The following is a 22,628-nucleotide window of genomic DNA, read 5'->3' on the forward strand; positions in this document are numbered from 1 at the left end:
GTCAAAAATATTAGAATGACGCATTGTAACTAATATCGTACATATCACTTTGCATTCCTCTACTAACCAGTGTTATAATCTACTTAACAAAGTTATTAAGCATAATGCACCAATCCCCTCACTATCGGAAGTAGTGAAGGGATTTTTAGGTGTGACTATAGTCGCCTATTTTTTCTTATCGTTGCGATTGCGTAGCCAATGCGCAAATAATGCGACGATACAACCATTCGCTGCTGTGGTCATGATGTGAACAAAGTTATCAAGCATAATTACACCTCCTCTCTACGTCTAGATTGACGCCTGAGAGATAGGCGACCTTTATATTGTATCATCCGTAATGGGTGAGTTACATATAACTTCTGATAAGTCATCTTATGTAGTGTTTTAAAACTGCTTGATTTCTTATATTACTATACTTACAGAATCCAAAAACTCTATCAATGAAAAAAGAGATCTCATATATGAGACCTCTTTTTAATATCAATAAAAATTGAATTTGGGTTTATAAAACTAATATACGTCAAAATTTTTATAAATATTTTGACTCTAATATTCTATGTTTGGTACTTGGTTTACATGTTTTTGGTAACGTTTGAGTGCACAAAAACCAATAGTACTAATAATTGTTACTATTAATAATTTTTTCACGTTTAACATTCCTTTTTTAGCATTGTATTGTAGTCTATTTATTGTTTTGATAGTAATTTAATTCTAAATCTTTTGATGTCTGTTGACGGATTTTTTTCATTAACGCAGTATCATTAATGAGTGATTTACCATAAGATGGAATCATTTTTTGTATTTTAGGTGTCCATTCAGATTCATATTCAGGGAAGTTTTTCTCAAGTACTTCTAAAGCTACAGATACTGAAGTTGATGCTCCTGGAGACTCTCCTAATAAAGCTATTACCGAATGATCTTCAGAATTAACAACTTCTGTACCAAACTGAATAAATCCTTTACCATATTCGGGAGTATCTTTAATCACTTGTACACGTTTGCCTGCAGTGTATAACTGCCAATCTTCATCACGTGCTTCTGGATAAAATGTACGTAAATGATTCATACAACCTTCTTTAGTCATTAATATTTGATCAAATGAATATTTGATTAAAGGTAGGTTTTTAGCAGCAGCAGATAACAATGTTGTAATATTATATGGTTTGACTGATTTAAATAAATCAAGATTAGAACCATTTTTTAAGAACTTAGGACCCACACTAGCGAATGGACCAAATAATAATGTACGTTCACCATCAATATATCGAGTATCCAAGTGAGGTACTGTCATAGGTGGTGTGCCAGGTGGTTCTTTACCGTAAACTTTGGCATCGTGTTGGGCTATAATGTCTGGGTTAGTACAAATTAAAAATTGTCCTGTAATAGGGAATCCGCCCAAATGTTTACTTTCTGGAATTCCGGTTTTTTGTAATAGTGGAATAGCACCACCACCAGCACCAATAAATACATAATCAGCAAGTTCAGTTTGAACATCACCGCTGTTACGTTGACGCACTTTAACTTCCCATTTACCATCTTTTCGATGGTTAAAGTCTATTACTTCATGATTATATTGGACATTGGCATTAGGATGTTGTTCAATATTTTTAGCCATTTTACGAGTAAGCTCTCCAAAGTTAACATCTGTACCTTCGTTAATCTTACTAGCAGCCATAATATCACTTGAGCTATGACCCTCCATCATTAATGGAACCCATTTTCTCATCTCTTCAATATCTTCTGTATATTCAATATTGTCGAACATTGGAAAATCCTTCATAGCATGATAACGATCCTTTAAGAATTGAACGTTATTTTTACCTCTAACAAAACTAATGTGAGGTAATGGTTGAATAAATTCTTTAGGGTTGGAAATACTATTATTTTTAACTAAATGACCCCAAAATTGTTTTGAAATCTCAAACTGTTCATTAATTTCTTTTGCCTTTTCTATATCAATTGATCCATCAGGTTGTTTCACTGTATAGTTCAATTCACATAAAGCAGCATGACCAGTTCCAGCATTATGACGCTCATTTGAGCTTTCGATACCAGGACGATCCAAACGTTCATATAGTTTTATATTCCAGCTTGGTTCTAACTCTTTAAGCATAGAACTAAAAGTTGTGCTTAAAACACCAGCACCAATAACAACAACTGTTTTTGACTCTTTTGTATTCATAATTGACTCCCTTCTTTTAAGTACAAATATTAGGGTAATACAAAACATACAGAAATTAAAATACTTATTTTTAATAAGAACTATTCTTTTATGGAATAGATACATATTCTGTAAGGTTCTGTTGCAAAGTTGAGCATAGAAAAGTATAGAAATTGTTTTATTTTTTCCTTTTTTTCTTTGAACTTAAAAGCAAATAATATGATCAATATTGAATTCGATATTGATCAAAAAATATTTCTTCAAATTCAAAAAATAAGACAAATGAATGAATTGCTTAGCTTACTTTTGAGTGATTTTATTTTTTGATATTAGTACTAAGAGTCTCGACGTCGACTGAATCCTATGAAATCAATAAAAAAAGAGTCTTCAGACAATTAAAAGTGGTCTTGTAATAATTGTAAAGAGTCTACAATAAAATATCATATTACACCCTTCAGTCCAATGCATAAGAATATTGGTTCTGTTGCAAAGTTGAAAAATAAATGTCTAATCTCAATTTTAAAATAATACTTTGTGTTAACTTGTTAGCATGATGCTAATTTCATGGCATGGCAAAAATCCGTAGATCTGAAGAGACCTCCGGTTCTTTTTATATAGACCGTAAATACATTCAATACCTTTTAAAGTATTCTTTGCCGTATTGATACTTTTATCTCTTGTCTTTCTTACTTTAATATGACGGTGATCTTGCTCAATGAGGTTATTCAGATATTTCGATGTACAATGACAGTCGGGATTCAGTTTAAACACTTTAATTACTTTAGCCATTGCTACCTTCATCGAAGGTGCCTGATCTGTAATCACCTTTTGAGGCTTACCAAATTGTTTAATGAGACGTTTGATAAACGCATATGCTGCATGATTATCTCGTTGCTTACGCAACCAAATATCTAATGTATGTCCCTCTGCATCAATGGCACGATATAAATAGCTCCATTTTCCTTTTATTTTGATGTATGTCTCATCAATACGCCACTTATAATAGGCTTTTTTATGCTTTTTTTCCAAATCTGATACAAAATTGGGCATATTCTTGAACCCAACGGTAAACCGTTGAATGATGAACGTTTACACCACGTTCCCTTAATATTTCAGATATATCACGATAACTCAATGCATATCTTAGTTAGTAGCCAACGGCTACAGTGATAACATCTTTACTGAATTGTTTATATCTGAAATAGTTCATACAGAAGACTCCTTTTTATTAAAATTATACTATAAATTCAACTTTGCAACAGAACCACTTAAACCCACACTCTGGACAAAATTTCACAATATAACACTCCCCTTATTTATTTGCCAACTTGAGTTTAGCACAACTTTATGATTTCACACTATAAAGAAATCATTTATTTTGACAAACGAAAAATTTAGATGATTAATTATTTGTAATATTCTTCTCTGAGCAGACTATACACATAACTATCTGAGAATACCCCTAATAAACACTCATCGCTTCTCAATACGCCTTCTTGTGTAAATCCCAATCTTATAGGTATAGCTCGACTTTTCTTATTTTTGGTAGACATTCGTATTTCAATACGATTAATATCATATTCTTCATATACATAACGAATTAAAGCTTTAGTGCATTTAGTCATAATACCTTTCTTTTGAAAGTCTTCAGCTAAATAATAACCAATCGAAGTTGTTTTATTAACTAAGTCTAAATAGTGCAATCCTATGACCCCCAATCAGTTCTTTATTACTCCATATTCCACAATGAAATCCATTACCATCGATAAATTGTTGCAACGCTGAATGGATAAAGTGTTTACTATCTTCCACCTTCTTTGTATGTTCGACAAAAGGTAGAAATTCTGCTAAGTAGTTACGATTGCTATCTACTAATTTAAATAACTGTTCTGCTTCTCGTTCTTCTAATATCTTTAATTTAATACCTTTATCTACTTGGTAACCAAAAATCATAACTATCCCGCCTATGTATTTAATTATTAATAAATCTCAAAGAAAAACCGCTACTAAAGTGGATATGGAAACCCGTCGCCACGAGTGAATTGTTGTAACGCCGACTGAATAAACTTCTTACTGTGTTCAACTTCAGTTGTGTATGCTACAAATGGCAAGAACTCCCCTAAATACTCACGATTCTCATCCACTAACTTAAATAACTGATTCGCTTCACGCTCTTCCAAAATTTTCAACTTCACATGTTCATTTACTTCGTAACCAAACATCATCCTATCCCCTCCAGTTAAAAATTTCAAATTATTCAGTAAATTACATATATAATAGCATACTTTATCGTTAAAATTGTAAATACTTAATATGAATATGTTTTTTACATCACCATTTTAAGCATAGTTAGGGTATTTCTTAATAAAAAGAGCGAACTTCCAAATAAGGGAGTTCACTCTTTATTTTCATAATAAATTCTTAGTTTTAGAATGCAGTTTTTTTTAAATTTCTTTTAATAATTGAGGTAATTGAGTAATATCATCTATAACATATAATGCGCCATTTTCTTTGAATTTTTCAGTAGCTTTTTGTCGATGTTCATCTTTTTCATTATCGCTTAATGCATTCCATTCGTCTTCACTAAGTCCTACAATAGAACTACCTTTAATTACTCCAATAGCAATAACGCCTGCATTGACTGCTTCTTTCATGTCAGAAGCAGTATCACCTACTTTTACTACTTCAGCAACACGTTCCAGTTCTAATTGTTTCATATTTTCAAATATCATGTATGGATAAGGTCTACCATATCCATTAACAGCTTCGGCAGTTACATAGTAGTCAGGTGAATAACCTTTCGATTTTGCTTCAGTTGTAACCACTTCCATCATTGATTTTGTATAACCTGTTGTTGACCCAATTTTATAGCCTTGATTTCTTAGTTGATTGATAGTATCTATGACATTAGGAATGGGCGTTGTATAATCTTTTAATGTTTCCATTAATGATTTTTCAAAATTAGCGTATAAATAATCAATATCTTCTTGAGTATGTGGACGTCCCTTAACAGAGTTCCATTCATTTGCGATACGATCCATATTTAACATAGCTTCGATATGATCACGTTTTAACATGCCCATAGGTTCTCTAGCTTCTTCAATTGTTACATCAATATTTTCATTTTTGAAAATTTCTACAAATACTTGTACAGGGGCAAAACATCCAAAATCAATTGTAGTACCAGCCCAGTCAAAAATGATTCCTTTAATATTACTCATAGTTATTCACTCCTTAATAATTCATATATTCTCTAATATGTTTAACTAATGTTTCAAAATCTTCTCGATATAATTCTCCAATGTTACCAATTCTAAAAGATGGCGTTTCCATTAATTTTCCTGGATATAGTACAAACCCTTTTTCTTTCATTGCTTCATAAAAATGATTAAAATCAAAAGTTTCATTAGGATATAGATAGGTTGTAATAATTGGTGATTGCCATTCCTCATCAATATATGCTTTAAAACCTAACTGTGCTAACGCTTCTCTCATATATCGATTATTAGAGTGATAGCGTTCACTACGTTGTTTAATGCCACCTTCTTCATGCAACTCATCAATTGCTTGTTTGAATGCAGCTACCACATGAGTGGGTGATGTATAACGCCATTTTCCATCAACATCCATCACCTGCCATTGATCATATAAATCAAGTGCTAAGCTTGAAGCATTACCCTCTGTTTCAGCTAAAGTTGTGGTTTTAGCAATCACAAATCCGAAACCGGGCACACCTTGAATACATTTATTCGCACTACTAATTAAATAATCAATATTTAATTGGTCTACGTTAATTTCTACTCCTCCAAAACTACTCATCGCATCTACAATTAATTTTTTATTATAGCGATGTGCTAACTCACTTAAGTCTTCTAAAGGATTGAGTATTCCAGTCGTTGTTTCACAATGAACGAAAGCAATATGTGAAATAGCGTCATTACTGTTTAAAACATCTTCAATTTCTTCAATATTTGGTGCTTTATCGAATGACAATGCTAAATGTGTATAATTTTTTCCAATACGTTCTGCCATTTGAGCAATACGTTTTCCGTATGCACCATTTGAAATGATAAGCACATGATCTGTATTCGAAAGTGCAGTTTGTAAGACGCTTTCTACCACAAAACTACCACTACCTTGTTGAAGAATAACGGTGTAATCTTCGTCTGAAGCTTGAGCCAACTGAAGTAAATCTTGTCTTATTTGTTGTGTTAATTCTTTATAATCATTGTCCCATGTACAACGATCTTTCATCATTGTTTCTTTAACTGATTTTGAAGTTGTTAATGGACCGGGAGTTAATAATTTATATTCTTCCATTTTCTTATCTCCTTTATTTTTCATTTTCTGCTTCTTTTTTAGCTGCATTGAATATATCTTGATGTTTTTGTAATAAATCTACAGTTAATGGATCTTTCCATTTTTTTGGATATTCTGGTTGTTGATCTTTTGCAATATGTTCACCTTTATATAGCGTTACTGGATATTGTTTCATTAAATCTTTTCGACCGTATTTTTGAATCACTTCAACCATTTTTTCTGCTTTTTTCTGTTTTTCGCCACCTTTTTTAACAACGGCAGCGCCTTCAACTAATGAGAAATTTCCTTCTTTAGGATCGATGTGTTTAATGATATTACCCTTCTTCTCTTGTTCAATAGCTTGCGCACGTAAACCAACTCCGACAGCTACTTCCCCGGATTCAACTTTTTGTAACGGACCGGAACCACCGTCCTCTAAATGTGGACCAACATTAATTAATAATTTTTTAATCACGTCTTGTCCTTCTTTTTCACCGTACTCATTTAGAATGCCTTGTAGTACTAGCCATCCTGTTGAGGATTCCATAACGTTCGGCATAGAGACCTGTCCTTTATATTCTGGTTTAGTTAAATCCTTAATTGAATGCGGCACATCTAAATCGTGTTTTTCTAATGCTTTTTTATTAATAAATAATGAACCTGTGTTACCTAATAATGGGGTAATGTAGTTTGGATATTTATCAATTGTGTTATGTTGAGTTTTATTTTTCATAGGGACAAACATGTGATTTTGATCTTGTGCACTTTTTAAGTAATAACTTGCTTCAGTAATAATATCTGCTTCGATATTCGATCCTTCTGCCATAATTTTCCCACCTAATTCAGAGGTGCCCTGAGGTTGAATGATATATTGTCCTTTGTAACCATGCTGATTTAAAGATTCTTTCATAACAGCGATGGCCTCTTCATCAGCATTTGTAGCAATAATGACTTTATCTGTACTCGATCCAAGTCCAAAGTATGATAAACATAAGAGAGCAAGACAAACGAGTGCACCAAGTACTAGCATTATTTTTAGTTTCATTTATCTCTCCTCCCTTTTTCTTTGAGAATAAAGTACAAAACTTGCAAGGCCACGAACGACAATATTTGTTATACAAATTAAAATCGACAAAATAAAAATATCGATAAATCGGTTAAAATGTTGTAATTGGTTTATTTCTGTAGCAACAAGTTGTGTTGCCGTTGCCACTAAGAAAATAACACCACTAATTGTTACCATTGCATTAATGAAGTAATAATTCATCATTTCGATAATTGTCTTTTTCATATTTGGTACTACAACTTTAAAGACTGTCTCATACCATTTATCTTTCATTAATGAACTACTAATATCCCATGAGGGATTTAATTTTTCTAAAGCATTTTTCGCTAATAAGAATGGTGTTGTATAGTAATGCACAATAATGCTGATAATAATAATTAAAAATGTATTTTTTATTGAGCTATTTTTAAAAAATACTAAATACGATAAACCTAGAATCATTCCAGGAACAGTATTTGCGATTAATGAAACGACATTCATTGTTCTACGACCTTTAATTCTAGTTCTCACAGCGATAATCGCACTTGCCATACTAATAATCACGCCAAATATTGCTGTACATATCGCTACAAATAAAGATTGAATATAAATATGTACTAATATTTCATCTTTAAATAAATTAATGATATGCGACAAAGTAAATGTGTTGTTATATGGGTAATTTTTAAGAAATGGTACGACAAACATCACTGCAAATATTAATAAGATTAATGTACTTATCACTACAGCGATAATATTAATAATTACATCATGTACTGGTCTTTTTGGAAGAGATGTATAATTTAATGATTCTTGTTTTACATTCCATCTATCTAAAATAGTTAATAAGATAAATCCAATAATTGCAGGAGTTAACATCATAACTGCAATAACAGCACCTTCAGCAAACTTTGGAATTGATCCTAAAATCATTTGATATAAACTCGTCGCAATCATACTATAATCTGCGCCTAGAGATGCCGGAATTCCGAAGTCAGTAAAACTTAAAATAAATGACAATACAAACGCGTTACCTATGGGTACAATCAGTGGTCTAAGTAGTGTGTGATAAAAACGTCTCATCGGATTATCTTGTAATAACTGAGAAACATAATAGAAGCGCTTATTCACATATTCAAAAGCGTCTGAAATAATTAAATATGCTGCTGGTAACGTGTAGATAACATAGCCGATAAGCAAACCATTTTTACCATAAATTTCGAAGGGAATATGTCCAAAGATGGCTTTAATCAAACCCTCATTCCCGAAAATGTACATTAAAATAAATCCATAAGTGATTGTTGGCACAAGCATAGGTAATAGCACCATCATTTTGTTATAGCCTTTTACTAAAGAATGGGCTTGTGTCATATTCATCGCATAGGACATAAAAAATGCGAGAATAGTCGTAATCAATGCAGCTAAACTTGCAACTTTCAAACTATTAAAGAATGAAGTTGTAATCTCATCATTCATAAAGATGTCTTTATAGACTGCAAATGTAAACTGATGATCACGATAAAATGATTGGCTTAATAAACCAATAATTGGTATGACTAAAAATAACAAGAAAAAGATAATTAATAGCGTAAATATAATACGCTGACTCCAAGTTTTATGCGCCATAATTCTCACCAAATAATCTATAAATATTTCCACGTTTAATGTGTAGCTGATTAAGAATAAACTTCTCTACAAACGCATTGACTGGTGTATTAATAATTTCTGACGGCGTACCAAATTGTGCGATATGGCCATCTTCAATCACGACTACTTTATCTGACATCGTTAATGCTTCTTCAGGATCATGGGTAACGATAATCGTTGTTAAACCCATTGATTTTGATACTTTTTGAATCATATCTTTTATTGACTCTTTAATGACGCCATCTAAGGCACTTAATGGTTCATCCATTAATAAAATTTTAGGTTCCATTACTACAGTACGTGCAATTGAAACTCTTTGTTTTTGCCCTCCTGATAATTCATGAATTTTTTTACGTAAATGAGGACGTAATTCTAATAATTCGATTAAATCCGTTACCTCTTTACTGTGAGGATCTTTTTTCTGATTCTTTAAGCCATAAATGATATTATTGTAGGCATCTAAATGAGGAAACAGACAAAAATCTTGAAACACAATATTAAACCCTCTTTTTTGCATTGATTTCTCGTGGATTTCTTGATTATTGAAAATGATTTTCCCAGATGTCACATTTTCTAATCCCAAAATTAAATTTAATAACGTTGTTTTCCCACATCCACTTGGTCCAAGTAAACTTACAATTTCTCCATTTTCAATGTTCAAATTTATATTTTTTAATACTTCATTACTCCCAAAACTTTTCGAAACATCTTTGAGTTCAAGCATAATTCACACCTCACTATTTGTTATACTTACATTGTAGTAACTTTTTATTAACTATTAGTAAATTAGTTGTAAAAATTTATTAACTTTTGACTAACTTATTACAAACTTTTTAACAACTTCATTAATACAATTAAAAGGAGAAAATAAATGCTTCCTACTGAACGACGTGAAAAAATTATTGAAAAATTGGAAAAAGAAGAGTTTTTAGAGCTGAAATATCTTCATAAGTCTTTGGATATTTCTATGGAAACATTACGAAGAGATGTTCAACAATTAGTCAAAGAGGATTTGGTATCCAAAGAATATGGTGGTATTAGAATTAAAAAAGAGAATAATGGTGAATCAATTATTGAAAAAAGATTAAATAAAAATTTAGCGATGAAGCAACAAATCGCTGAAAAAGCTTTAACACAGATTGAAGATGGCGACTGTATATTCTTAGATAGTGGTTCGACAACTTTACAAATTTCTAAAGAATTGAGGAAGAGAAAAAATTTAACAATTATAACGAATTCGATTCCAGTTATGATGGAAATTTTAGATCAAGGCCATACAATCATTAGTATCGGAGGAAAAGTACGAGCATCTGAGCAATCTATTACAAGTTATGACTTCTTATTTAATTTCGATCGCTTAAATATAGATAAAGCCTTTATTTGTTGTAGTGGAATATCTTTTGAAAAAGGAATTACAGACTATAATTTAGAAGAAATAGAAACAAGACGAAAAATATTAAATATTTCAAATCTCAAATTTTTAACAGCAGATAGTTCCAAGTGTAATCAGATAGTTACAGTAAAAATATGTGAATTAACAGATATTGATACTTTTATTACTGATAATAACTTGGATAATGATTTTAAAGTTAAAATGAAAAAGTTAAGCGTCAATGTGCTTTAATAAAACAAATATTCTATAAGTAATAAAATTAATGAAAATAATGTGAATTTTAATATTTTTAATTTTGATAAAGTTGTTTTTTTTATTTCCTATGATACAGTCAAATATGTACAAACAGTTTTTATAGGGAGTGTTTTAAGTTGAGCAAAGTTAAAATACGGCACTTAACGAAAGTGTTTGGGAGAAAACAACAACGAGCATTGAAGTTAGTTCAAGAAGGCAAATCTAAAAAAGAAATATTTGAACAAACTGGTGCTACCGTTGGTGTTTACGATGTTAATTTTGATGTTAATGACGGGGAAATCTTTGTCATCATGGGACTTTCGGGAAGTGGTAAATCTACATTGATTCGTTTGATTAATCGTTTAATTGAACCAACATCTGGCAGTATTTACATCAATGATGATGAAATATCAAAAATGTCGAAAAAGGAATTACGGGAGATTCGTCGTACCAAAGTAAATATGGTTTTTCAGAATTTTGGTCTTTTTCCAAAAAGAACTATCTTAGAAAATACCGAATACGGACTAGAAATTAGAGGGGTTAATAAAGCTGAGAGACAACAGCGAGCGGAACAAGCGTTAGATGATACGGGTCTCTTATCATTTAAAAATCAATACCCTGATCAATTATCTGGCGGTATGCAACAACGTGTTGGGTTAGCACGCGCACTTGCTAATGATTCAGACATATTATTAATGGATGAAGCTTTCTCTGCGCTAGATCCACTTATTAGAAAAGATATGCAAAACGATTTATTAAAATTGCAAGAAAAAATGAAAAAGATCATTATATTCATTACACATGATTTAAATGAAGCATTACGTATTGGAGATCGCATTGCATTAATGCGTGATGGCAAAATTATACAAATTGGTACTGGCGAAGAAATTCTAACAAATCCAGCCAATGATTTCGTTAGTGAGTTTACCGAAGATGTCGATCGTTCCAAAATTCTCACTGCTGAAAACATAATGGAAACGCCACTAACTATTAATATTGAAACTGAAGGACCTAATGTCGCATTACAAAGAATGAGAGAAGAAGAAGTCAGTATGCTATTAGCTGTAGATAGTAAGCGTCAATTAAAAGGAAGCATTACTGCTGAAAAGGCATTAAAAGCAAGAGAAGAAGGTACGTCAATCAAAGATATTTATGAACCAAACGTACAGACGATACATAAAGATACGTTAATCATTGATATATTTAATATTATTTATGATTCACCTACACCTTTAGCAGTCACTGACGAAAATGATCGTCTTATTGGCGTAGTTGTTCGTGGTAGTGTCATAGGAGCTATGAGCAATAAAAATTCAAATTCTAATCATAGAGAGGAAGTGACAACAAATGTTTAACTTTCTCATCTCAAAATTACCTTTTTCCAATTGGATTGATAATATTGTAGATTGGCTAACTAAAAATTTGTCTGGCCTCTTTTCTTTCTTACAGACAATTGGTAATTCAATCATGAATTTTATGACTGATATCTTAACGGCAATCCCACCATTTATAATGATCGCCCTATTAGTTATCATTGCATTTTTCGTGTTTAACCGTAAATTAGGATTCCCAATATTTGTTCTAATCGGATTATTGTTTATTTATAATCAAGATATGTGGGACGATTTAATGAATACGGTCACATTAGTTATTATTTCAAGTATTATAGCGATTATCATTGGTGTGCCACTGGGTATACTCATGTCTAAAAGTGACACCGTTGAAAAGATCGTTAAACCGTTATTAGATTTAATGCAAACAATGCCTGGCTTTGTATATTTAATACCTGCCGTTGCATTCTTTGGTATTGGTATGGTGCCTGGTGTATTTGCATCAGTCATTTTCTCATTACCACCTACTGTCCGAATGACCAATTTAGGTATTCGCTCTATTTCAAAAGAGCTAGTCGAAACCTCTGATTCATTTGGTTCAACACCTTGGCAAAGACTATTTAAACTAGATTTACCTATGGCGAAAGAAAATATTTTCGCCGGTATTAACCAAACTATCATGTTAACACTATCTATGGTAGTCATTGCTTCAATGATAGGTACACCTGGTTTAGGTGAGGGCGTTTTAGCAGCTGTACAACGTTCAGAAGTAGGTAATGGCTTTGTATTTGGTATTGGTATCGTTATTTTAGCTATCATTATCGATCGTTTTACACAAGCTATGAATCGTCCAAATAAGACTAAATTATCTAAAAAGAAAAAATTAATTATTGGTGCTATTATAGCAATTTTAGCTATACTTGCTATCATAATTACACTGTTGTTACCAGGTAATGCAGGTTCAAGTAAGGGAACAATCACGTTAGCATATGCACAACAAGACGACCAAGTGGTTTCAACAAATGTTATTGCTCAAGTATTAGAAGAACAAGGCTATAATGTTAAAATGACTTCTTTAGACATCCCTGTCACATGGAAAGCTGTAGCTAACGGTGAAGCTGATGCTATGACAGGTGCATGGATTCCAATTACTCATAAGGCGCAATATAAGGAATATAAAGATGATTTAGATAATCTAGGTCCACATATCGACGGTGAAGCTAAACTTGGTTTAGTTGTTCCAAAATATATGGACGTAGATTCAATTGAAGATTTAAACAATCAAGCTGATAAAAAAATCACTGGTATTGAACCAGGCGCTGGCATCGTTCAAGCTACAAATAAGACATTGAAATCATATCCAAACCTTAAAGGTTGGAAACAAGTCAATTCTTCAACAGGCGCTATGAATGCCGAATTAAAACGTGCGATTAAAAGTAAAAAAGATATTGTCATTACAGGTTGGAACCCATACTGGATTTTCCAACGTTATGACTTAAAATATTTAAAAGACCCTAAAGGTACCATGGGGAAATCAGAAAATATCAATACAATGGCACGTAAAGGGCTTAAAAAAGATATGCCAGAAGCTTATAAAATATTAGATAATTTCAAGTGGTCTGTAGATGATATGGAATCTATCATGCTTGAAATTGAAAACGGTAAAAATCCTAAAGATGCAACTAAAGAATGGATTGATAATAACCATGATAAAGTAGATCAATGGACTAAATAAACGCATTAATATTCTTGAGATTAAGCAACATTAAGTTGTTTAATCTCTTTTTTATAGCGCAAATGGAAGCGAACTAATATTAATGTGAGAATTATAAATGGTTTTTAATGTATTCGAATAATTCTTTATTATAAGTCGCTATTCCGATTGTTCTGCTATATCCTGAAAGCACTTGATAGTTCAAGTGTCTATAATCCACTTGTATCGCAAGCGTTTTAGGAAGAATATTTATGCCTTTACCTGCCCTAACATGGGCTAAAATCGTTTCTTGATGTTCAAGATAATTAATTGTCATTTTTTTATCAAGTTGATTTGATTTAATAAAAGTATAGGTATCACATGGAGGGTTTTGAATATAAACTACATCATCCTTTAAATCTTCTATATTTAAATTTTTTCCATTTTTTATCTTTAATTGTGGTGAGCTGATAACGATAAATTCTTCACTATATAATTGATACGTAAATAAAGACGGGTCTTTTAAGCTACTGATATCGCCTAAAATAACATCTAACGCTTTGCTTTTTAATTTTTCGTATAAAATAGCTGTGTTATTTTCAATAGTGACTTTTAAAAAATCCAAATCATTAAGACGGTTATTTAATTTAGAAAGTGAAAAACTAGGTAATATTCCTAATCTAAAGTAATTGTTTGTTTCATCTTCTTCAATTTTACTTAGATTTTTTAATTGAGCGTCAATACTCATTATCATATCGTAAGCTTTTTCACCTTTACCTGTAAGAAATACACCTTTATTTGTTCTATGAAACATTTGAAACCCACAATAGTCTTCTAACTTTTTCATCCTTTTACTTAAAGCAGGAACGCTAATATTTAATTCCAACGCAGCTTTATTTAGGCTATTATGCTTTACAACTACTATAAAATCGTGAAGATAGTTAAAGTCTATAATAAACTCTCCTTTCTGTATTAACTTTACGTTAATACTAACATTAATAAATTACTAATTCCCACTTAGTGAATGCCTAGTTATACTACATCTATATTACTTGTTGAGAGGAGAATTGAACTTTGAGAAAAATATGGCCTTTAACAATAGGAATGTTTGCTTTAGGTATGGATGCCTATATAGTTGCTGGATTGATTCCTGCAATGAGTATGAGTTTTCATAAAAATGCTTCTTCGATAGGTCAAGGAGTTACAGTATTTACACTATTTTTCGCTATATCAGCGCCTGTTTTTTCTACTTTATTAGCTAAATATCGTGTGAAAAATATTTTAATGACTGCTCTAATTTTATTTTCATTATCTAATGTATTGACGTCTTTAGCTCAAACATACGAAGTTTACATTACATCTCGAGCTTTCGCTGGGTTAGGGGCTGGCATTTTTTCTCCGATAGCAGTAAGTACTAGCAGTCATCTTGTCTCTAATCATAATAAAGGAAAAGCCATCGCTTTCACTGTGGGAGGAATGAGTATTGGGACCGTGCTAGGAGTACCTATGGGTTTGAAAATTTCTGAATTACTATCTTGGCGAGTATCAATATTCTTAATAGCAATCATTGGTTTGTTTGCGATTATCAGCATCTCAATTCTATTACCTAATTTTAAAATTATGGCGCCTCCTAATTTAAAAGAAAGATTTAAATTATTTACTAACTTTCATGTTCTAAGAGTGATTTTAGTTACTTTTTGTGCAGCAATAGCTAGTTTAGGATTGTATACTTATTTAGCGGATATCTTAAAAATGTATCATAGAAGTGACGATCTCACTTTATATCTTACAGCTTGGGGATTAGGAGGAATAGTAAGTAGCTTTTCAATTGGTGTAATGATAGATAAGTTTAAAAACACTAATATTTTAATGCTTATCATTTTAATGGGTTTGGCCATGAGTTTCGCTTTAATACCCATGACCATCCATCTTAAATGGGTGAGTCTATTGATATTTTTACTATGGGGCGCTATGGGATGGGCAACTCAAGCACCTCAACAACATATTTTATTAAAACATCATTCTTCATATGGTAGTGCGTCAGTTGCTTTAAATAGCTCGATCAACTATTTAGGAAGTTCAGTGGGCGCTGCTTTAGGTGGATTAATATTAAATCATTCAGCTAACATTACCTACTTAATATATTCAGCTTTATTTATAGGATTACTAGGCCTCTTATTACAACTGATGAATTTAAAAATAGATAAAAGTAAGTAACTCTGTGGCTTAACTAAGGCTTAGACTGCTATTAATTTTTAGTTGATAATAGCAGTTCTTTTATTTGCTATTATCTATTTAGCTTTTTTACATCCAAGATGGAACAAGCAAAAATAACTAAAATTAAGAGCATTCCTTCATTTGTGATAAGGAATGCTCTTGTTTTATTATAGATCCATTATTTTTAAATTGATAGCGCCTCTTTCACTTTACGTTGAAGGAGGCGCTATTAGTTTATTTTTATTGATTGCTAGCCATAAGCTCTGCTTGTTCAACGACTTGCTCGACAGCCATTTTTTGTAAATCGGGTGGATAACCATACTTCTTAAGTAATCGTCTGACGGCTACTCGCATTTTAGCTTTTGCACTATCACGTTTGGACCAATCTACACTCATGTTATCTTTGACTGTTTTTGTTAATTCATGAGCAATAGCACGGAGTTCTTTATCGCCCATAGCTTCTTTAGCTGTTTCGTGAGAAGCTAATGCATCATAAAAGGCAATTTCATCTGAATTCAAGCCTAATTCAATACCTCTTTGTTGCTCTTCTTTAATATCTTTCGCAAGTTGGATGAGCTCTTCGATGACTTTGGATGCTTCAATAGAACGATTATTATATTTATTAATGGATTGTCCAAGCATCTCTGAAAAACGTTTCGAAACAGTGGTATTTGTTTTCATCAGTGATTTAACTTGTCCTTTAAGTAATTTATTCAATAATTCGACTGCAACATTTTTCTGTTTGAGTCCTTCAACATCCTTTAGAAATTCATCAGATAAAATAGAAATATCCGGATGATTTAAACCAAGTGTTTTATACACATCTACCACATCTTCTGTTACTACTGATTGCGATACAAGCTGATTTATTTCAGCTTCAATTTCAGCTGGTGTTTTATTGACTTTACCTTCTTTAGGTGGTTGTAATAATTTAACTAAACCAGCTTTAACAGCTTTGAAAAATGCAATTTCGTCGTTAAGTTCCTGTGCAGCAGGCTCTGTTGCACATAATGCATATGCTTTTTCTAGCTCTGTTACCGTAGTAATAAAGCGTTGACGTTCACTTTCCCCTAAGCCTATAACGTAATCCATAGTATTTGATATCGCATTAAAACGTTCCGAATTTTTATCAGAGTTAAAGTTTGAATAGTCTAGATTATAAAGCATATCTTGAATGACATCATATTTCATCAACATCAGTTCCACTGCTTTATCAGTATCTATACCTGTTTGTTCTTTATCTGATTCGGTATATTCTTTAAGCGCTTCTTTTAAATTTTCAGCAATGCCCACATAGTCTACAATAAGACCACCTGGTTTATCTTTAAACACCCTATTTACACGGGCAATAGCCTGCATTAAATTGTGGCCTTTCATAGGTTTATCTATATACATCGTATGCATTGACGGTACATCAAATCCAGTTAACCACATATCTCTGACAATAACGAGTTTTAGTTCATCATTAACGTCTTTCATACGTTTTTCTAATAAATCGCGTCGCTTTTTAGGTCCGATATGTCTTTGGAAACGTTCTGGATCGCTTGATGATCCTGTCATTACCACTTTAATAACACCTTTGTCATCATCGTCGGAATGCCATTCTGGCTTTTGACGAATAATTTCATCATATAAATCAACAGCTATACGTCGGCTCATAGTTACTATCATACCTTTACCTTGCATAGCTTTTTGTCTTGTTTCAAAATGTTGGATGATATCTTTCGCTAAGGTTTCAATACGTGGTTTAGCCCCTGCTAGGGCTTCAATTCTAGACCATTTTGACTTCAAACGTTGCTTCATATCGTCTTCTTGATTTTCAGTAATTTCATCATAAGCCTCATCTAAATCTAAACTTTGAGGTAAATTAAGCGGAATGATACGACTTTCATAATAAATTTTAACCGTACTTCCATCTTTTACGGCTTGTGTCATATCATAAACATCTATGTAATTTCCGAACACCATTTGTGTATTTTTATCTGTTGAAGCGACTGGCGTGCCTGTAAATCCAACAAATGTGGCATTAGGTAATGCATCACGCAAATATTTCGCATACCCATACTTAATTCCATCACCTTTATCATCATATTTTGCATTAAAGCCATATTGCGTGCGGTGGGCTTCATCAGCCATGACAATCACATTATGACGATCAGTAAGTACTGGCATAGTGGTTTCTTCTTTATCTGGTTCAAATTTCTGCATTGTCGTAAATACAATGCCACCTGATTCAACAGATAATAAATTTTTTAATTCTTTTCTGCTATTTGCCTGTTTTGGCGTTTGACGTAACAACCCTTTTCCAGAACGGCCTTTAGATTTCGCAAACGTACTAAATAGTTGGTTATCTAAATCATTCCGGTCAGTCACGACTACAAGGGTAGGATTATTTAATGTTTGTATTAGCTTACCAGAGAAAAAGACCATCGTGAGACTCTTACCTGATCCTTGCGTATGCCAAACAACGCCTCCTTTACCATCTCCAGTAGAGGAGGACGCTTCAAGCGCTCTATTAACCGCTTTATTTACAGCATAATATTGATGATAAGCAGCTAAGATTTTACTCAAATTTCCTTTACCATCATCTTGGAATAATACAAAATATCGAATTAAATCAAGCAACACTTCTGGCTTTAACATTCCATGAATTAATACTTCCAAACTTGCCATACTTATTGGTGCTTCAGTTTCTCCATCACGCGTTCTCCACGTCATAAAACGATCATAATTAGCAGTAAGCGAGCCTGCTTTAGTATTAATACCATCACTCGTTACAAGTATTTCATTAAATGTAAATAGTTTCGGAATTCTCATTTTGTACGTTTGTAACTGATTATATCCATCTTCAATGCCTACATGTTCATTTGAAGAGCTTTTTAATTCTATGACTACAACTGGTAACCCATTAACAAATAAGATAATATCTGGACGCTTTGTATAATCACCATTAACAATAGTAAGTTGATTAACAGCTAGAAAATCATTATTTCGAGGGTGTTTAAAATCAAAGATATAAACAATATCAACAATAGCTTGCCCCTCTTCATCATAGTGTTCAACTTCAATACCGTTTATCAAATATTCATGGAAATTAAGGTTGTTTTCCAAAAGATTAGGTGACTTCTCAATTGCTAGTTCATGTATGGCTTGTTCAATCGCATCATTATTAACTTCTGGGTTGATACGTCTCAAAGCACTTTCTAATCGTTGATTAAGAATGACATCTTGATCACTCTCACGTTCGGGTGAAATACCTTTAACACTAATTTCATTGCCCTTTTTATATTCATAACCTAAATCCATCAACCATTCCAAAGCGACTTGTTCTAAATCATCTTCATTAAATTGATATTTCATCGGCATTCACCTCGATATCATCAGGAATTTCGATTTCACCTGACATAAGTTTAGGTAATAATGTATCTCGAAGTTCCGTTAATTTTACATTTTGATTTTCTAAAATTCTTATTTCTTCAAAATATTTTTTAACATTATTTCCATATTGCTGTATTAATTCTATCGATGGAAAAACTATTTTAATAGATTTCATACCTTTAGTAGATATTTCTTTAAAAGTTGAACCACTAGCAGTTTGCTCTATTAGAGGAGTCATCCTTTTAAGAATAAAATAAATAAAATAAGGGTTCACTTCTTTATTGGGGACTATAGACTTAAATCCTTGATTGGTAGTCACAGGTATACTATTTATTGCAATATAGCCTATTGGCGCTCTTGAACTAAATAATACCGAATTTTTTTCTAATAATTTTGTACTACTTTTATTTAGTCCTAATTCACTAATATCATTTTCACCATGGGATATGTATATATTTCTATTTTTCGATAAATCTTTTGGAGTAATCCAAGGAATACCATTATTTGTGTAGTACTCCATATTTTTTTTAGATGGTGTGCCTCCACCAACTATTGCACCCAACTTTTCTAAAGTTTCTACTCCCCATATTTTAGGTATTTTACCCAATTCACTATCAATCATTTCTCCACCACTAGATTTATAAGGGGTGCCATTTTTATCTGGGAATTCAAAATCTATAAACCAACGTTTGAATAGTGTTTGGGAAAGCTCTTCAAGGTTTGCTATTAATTTGTTATTAGAATCTAATTTATTTTCTATATTATTTATAATTTTTAATATTTTATCTTGTATCTCGATAGAAGGTATATCTACCATATAATTTTTTACAATATCTGTTTTCAAATTATTAAAAACACTACCATTAGATAACTGCAATAATTTTTGTCTGTTCAATATTAATACATAATATAAAAATTCTTTTCTAACATTTTTAAAATTTCTTAATAGTAACCAACCATCATGGATATACGCTTTAACTTTCATGAATTTAGGGAGACCTGGCGTAGCACTATTAGATAAAATTAAATCTCCTGGTAAAACTTCTACGGATTTTTTACTTCCTTCAAGAGAAACTCGTTCTTTAGTATTACTTATATATCTACTTAAGTCTTTAGTTGCATCAGCTATCTTTACCCAAGGAAAACTATTGTCATAATCTTCAACTATATAATTTTTAATAGGTCGTGGAGAAGCTCCTCTTCTAATATCACATAAATCACTTATTTTATACTCCATAACCTAACCCCTCCAATGATTTGCGGATTTGGTCTTCAAGTTCTTTTGACTTTGCAAATTGTTCACTTAATTCAGAGGTAATACGTTCCATTTTTTGTTCAAATGGTTCTTCATCTTCTTCTACCTCTGCTAATCCTACATAACGACCTGGCGTCAAAATGTATTCGTTACTTTTAACTTCTTCTAAATTAGATGCTTTACAAAAACCAGCCACATCTTCATATTCTTTATCATTTGTACCTCTCCACGCATGATACGTTTGAGCTACATCTTGAATATCTTCATCAGAAAATTCTTTTAATGTTCTAGAAACCATGTGTCCTTTATTACGAGCATCAATAAATAAAATTTGGTTACTTCTTTCATTTTTTCCATTGTTACCTTTATTATTCGTAATAAACCATAGACATACTGGGATTTGCGTTGAATAGAATAATTGTCCTGGTAGCGTCACGATACATTCAACTAAATCTCGTTCAATAAGATTTTTACGTATTTCAAGTTCGTCTTTCCCACTTGTCGACATTGATCCATTGGCTAATACGAAACCAGCTGTACCACTTGGTGCTAATTTAGAAATCATATGTTCAATCCAAGCATAGTTCGCATTCCCTTTAGGTGGAATACCAAATTGCCAACGATAATCATCTAATAATCTTTCTTGGCCCCAATCACTCGCATTGAAAGGTGGATTGGCTAATATGTAATCTGCTTTTAATCCTTTATGTAAATCGTTATGGAATGTATCGGCATGTTGCTCACCTAAATTATTATCAATACCACGAATTGCTAAGTTCATTTTGGCTAATTTCCAAGTTGTCGGATTCGATTCTTGACCGTAAATAGCGATATCATCCAAACGACCTTGATGTTTTTCAACGAAACGTTCACTTTGTACAAACATCCCACCCGAACCACAACATGGATCGTAAATTCGTCCTTTATAAGGTTCAATCATCTCAACTAATAACTTTACGATAGATGATGGCGTATAGAACTCCCCTGCGTTTTTACCTTCTGCGCTCGCAAATTTAGCGATAAAGTATTCATATACTCGTCCTAAGACATCTTGTTTACGACTTTCAGTATCCCCTACTTTAAAAGTAAATAGGTCAATAATATCCCCAAGTTTTTCTTTATCTAACGCTGGTCTTGCGTATTCTTTTGGTAAAACACCCTTAAGTGATTCATTTTCCTTTTCAATCGCTACCATTGCTTTATCAATAATCTGTCCAATCTCTGGTTTTTTAGCATTGTCATTGATGTATTGCCATCTAGCTTCTTTTGGCACCCAGAATATATTTTCAGCTAAATATTCATCTTGGTCTTCTTCATCTGCATATGGATCTTGCTTCAATTCTTCATATTTTTCTTCAAATGAATCTGAAACGTATTTTAAAAATATTAATCCTAACGCTACATTTTTATATTCAGCAGCATCCATGCTACCTCTTAATTTATCAGCAGCTTGCCATAATTTTTCTTCAAATCCTATAGTTGCCATCCCGTAACACCTCTCTAATTTCTCTTAGTTTAAATATAGCAAAGTATTTCTAAATCATGAATACTTTGCTTTATATTAATAATTAGTACATTTTTAACCATTTTTATTTTCAACTAAAAAAACTAGCGGATCTCTTTTACCGCTAGCTTCTAAATATATAATATTTTCACTAGTTCTATCATAACTCAAACTAATGATAGAACCTTTTTTGAAATAAACTATCTATTGTTATATGCTTAACTTAAATAAGAAATGTCAAATACATAATAGATTTATCCTTAATATTCAGATATAAAGGAGATTTTTTTATGCTATTCACAATAATATTTTATTTATGTATTATTGGTTCGTCCACAGTGCCTGCTATTATTCTTATCATGAAGAAAAACAGGGAGAAATAAACTGCGTTCTAATTGATATTTTTGATGACACGCACCAATAAGTAAATCATTCCCACCACTAGCCTGCCAATAATCTCTGTAATAAAGT

General features: G+C 32.1%; 16 protein-coding genes and 3 pseudogenes. 4 read left to right on the plus strand and 15 right to left on the minus strand.

Annotated features, from left to right (window positions below; genetic code table 11):
• Window positions 1-165: 165 nt before the first annotated feature.
• The 11 genes and pseudogenes from MT340_RS12255 to MT340_RS12305 all read right to left on the minus strand — a co-directional run bounded on the left by MT340_RS12255 (window position 166) and on the right by MT340_RS12305 (window position 9,876).
• A complete protein-coding gene (locus MT340_RS12255; RefSeq protein ID WP_110709549.1) occupies window positions 166-267 on the minus strand; it encodes a type I toxin-antitoxin system Fst family toxin in 102 nt (33 codons plus the stop codon).
• Window positions 268-546: 279 nt separating this feature from the next.
• A complete protein-coding gene (locus MT340_RS12260; protein ID WP_276311767.1) occupies window positions 547-657 on the minus strand; it encodes an SE2200 family small protein in 111 nt (36 codons plus the stop codon).
• A gap of 25 nt (window positions 658-682) precedes the next feature.
• On the minus strand, window positions 683-2,182 hold the full coding sequence (lqo, locus tag MT340_RS12265; protein ID WP_002451369.1) for an L-lactate dehydrogenase (quinone): 1,500 nt from the start codon (window positions 2,180-2,182) through the stop codon (window positions 683-685).
• 516 nt (window positions 2,183-2,698) lie between these two features.
• Window positions 2,699-3,371: pseudogene (locus MT340_RS12270) on the minus strand (IS6 family transposase).
• Window positions 3,372-3,567: 196 nt separating this feature from the next.
• Window positions 3,568-4,111 (minus strand): annotated as a pseudogene (locus MT340_RS12275) (GNAT family N-acetyltransferase).
• 71 nt (window positions 4,112-4,182) lie between these two features.
• Window positions 4,183-4,383 (minus strand): annotated as a pseudogene (locus tag MT340_RS12280) (GNAT family N-acetyltransferase); the annotation flags it as partial.
• 222 nt (window positions 4,384-4,605) lie between these two features.
• Entirely contained in the window at window positions 4,606-5,382 is a 777-nt protein-coding gene (gene phnX, locus MT340_RS12285; protein ID WP_243590172.1) for a phosphonoacetaldehyde hydrolase, read from the minus strand.
• Window positions 5,383-5,395: 13 nt separating this feature from the next.
• Window positions 5,396-6,481: a 2-aminoethylphosphonate--pyruvate transaminase gene (phnW, locus tag MT340_RS12290; RefSeq protein ID WP_243590173.1), complete on the minus strand. Its 1,086-nt coding sequence runs from the start codon at window positions 6,479-6,481 to the stop codon at window positions 5,396-5,398.
• Between the two features lie 13 nt (window positions 6,482-6,494).
• On the minus strand, window positions 6,495-7,505 hold the full coding sequence (locus tag MT340_RS12295; RefSeq protein ID WP_243603920.1) for an extracellular solute-binding protein: 1,011 nt from the start codon (window positions 7,503-7,505) through the stop codon (window positions 6,495-6,497).
• Entirely contained in the window at window positions 7,506-9,131 is a 1,626-nt protein-coding gene (locus MT340_RS12300; RefSeq protein ID WP_243603921.1) for an ABC transporter permease subunit, read from the minus strand.
• A complete protein-coding gene (locus MT340_RS12305) occupies window positions 9,121-9,876 on the minus strand; it encodes an ABC transporter ATP-binding protein (protein WP_243590176.1) in 756 nt (251 codons plus the stop codon). The genes MT340_RS12300 and MT340_RS12305 overlap by 11 nt, the downstream gene beginning before the upstream one ends.
• A 147-nt stretch (window positions 9,877-10,023) precedes the next feature.
• On the opposite strand from MT340_RS12305, the gene MT340_RS12310 reads away from it, so the two are divergent.
• From MT340_RS12310 to MT340_RS12320, 3 genes are all read left to right on the plus strand, one after another.
• Window positions 10,024-10,776, plus strand: coding sequence for a DeoR/GlpR family DNA-binding transcription regulator (locus tag MT340_RS12310; RefSeq protein WP_243603922.1), 753 nt, complete (start codon window positions 10,024-10,026; stop codon window positions 10,774-10,776).
• Between the two features lie 140 nt (window positions 10,777-10,916).
• Entirely contained in the window at window positions 10,917-12,134 is a 1,218-nt protein-coding gene (locus MT340_RS12315) for a quaternary amine ABC transporter ATP-binding protein (protein WP_243603923.1), read from the plus strand.
• Window positions 12,127-13,845, plus strand: a complete 1,719-nt coding sequence (locus tag MT340_RS12320) for an ABC transporter permease/substrate binding protein (protein ID WP_243590178.1) — start codon at window positions 12,127-12,129, stop codon at window positions 13,843-13,845. The genes MT340_RS12315 and MT340_RS12320 overlap by 8 nt, the downstream gene beginning before the upstream one ends.
• Before the next feature lie 91 nt (window positions 13,846-13,936).
• Here MT340_RS12320 and MT340_RS12325 read toward each other — a convergent pair whose 3' ends face one another.
• The gene (locus tag MT340_RS12325) at window positions 13,937-14,803 is read right to left on the minus strand and encodes a LysR family transcriptional regulator (RefSeq protein ID WP_334311119.1); all 867 of its coding nucleotides are present in this window, start codon (window positions 14,801-14,803) and stop codon (window positions 13,937-13,939) included.
• Window positions 14,804-14,877: 74 nt separating this feature from the next.
• Here MT340_RS12325 and MT340_RS12330 point away from each other — a divergent pair, with 74 nt between their 5' ends.
• On the plus strand, window positions 14,878-16,020 hold the full coding sequence (locus MT340_RS12330; protein ID WP_243590180.1) for an MFS transporter: 1,143 nt from the start codon (window positions 14,878-14,880) through the stop codon (window positions 16,018-16,020).
• Between the two features lie 240 nt (window positions 16,021-16,260).
• Here MT340_RS12330 and MT340_RS12335 read toward each other — a convergent pair whose 3' ends face one another.
• From MT340_RS12335 to MT340_RS12345, 3 genes are read right to left on the minus strand one after another with little or no spacing between them, the layout of a single operon-like run.
• The gene (locus MT340_RS12335; RefSeq protein ID WP_243590181.1) at window positions 16,261-19,380 is read right to left on the minus strand and encodes a type I restriction endonuclease subunit R; all 3,120 of its coding nucleotides are present in this window, start codon (window positions 19,378-19,380) and stop codon (window positions 16,261-16,263) included.
• Entirely contained in the window at window positions 19,364-20,635 is a 1,272-nt protein-coding gene (locus tag MT340_RS12340; protein ID WP_243590182.1) for a restriction endonuclease subunit S, read from the minus strand. The genes MT340_RS12335 and MT340_RS12340 overlap by 17 nt, the downstream gene beginning before the upstream one ends.
• Window positions 20,625-22,139: a type I restriction-modification system subunit M gene (locus MT340_RS12345; RefSeq protein WP_243590183.1), complete on the minus strand. Its 1,515-nt coding sequence runs from the start codon at window positions 22,137-22,139 to the stop codon at window positions 20,625-20,627. Before MT340_RS12345 ends, MT340_RS12340 begins: the two co-directional genes overlap by 11 nt.
• Window positions 22,140-22,628 lie beyond the last annotated feature (489 nt).

This window comes from Staphylococcus sp. NRL 16/872 (assembly GCF_022815905.2).
GTDB lineage: Bacteria > Bacillota > Bacilli > Staphylococcales > Staphylococcaceae > Staphylococcus.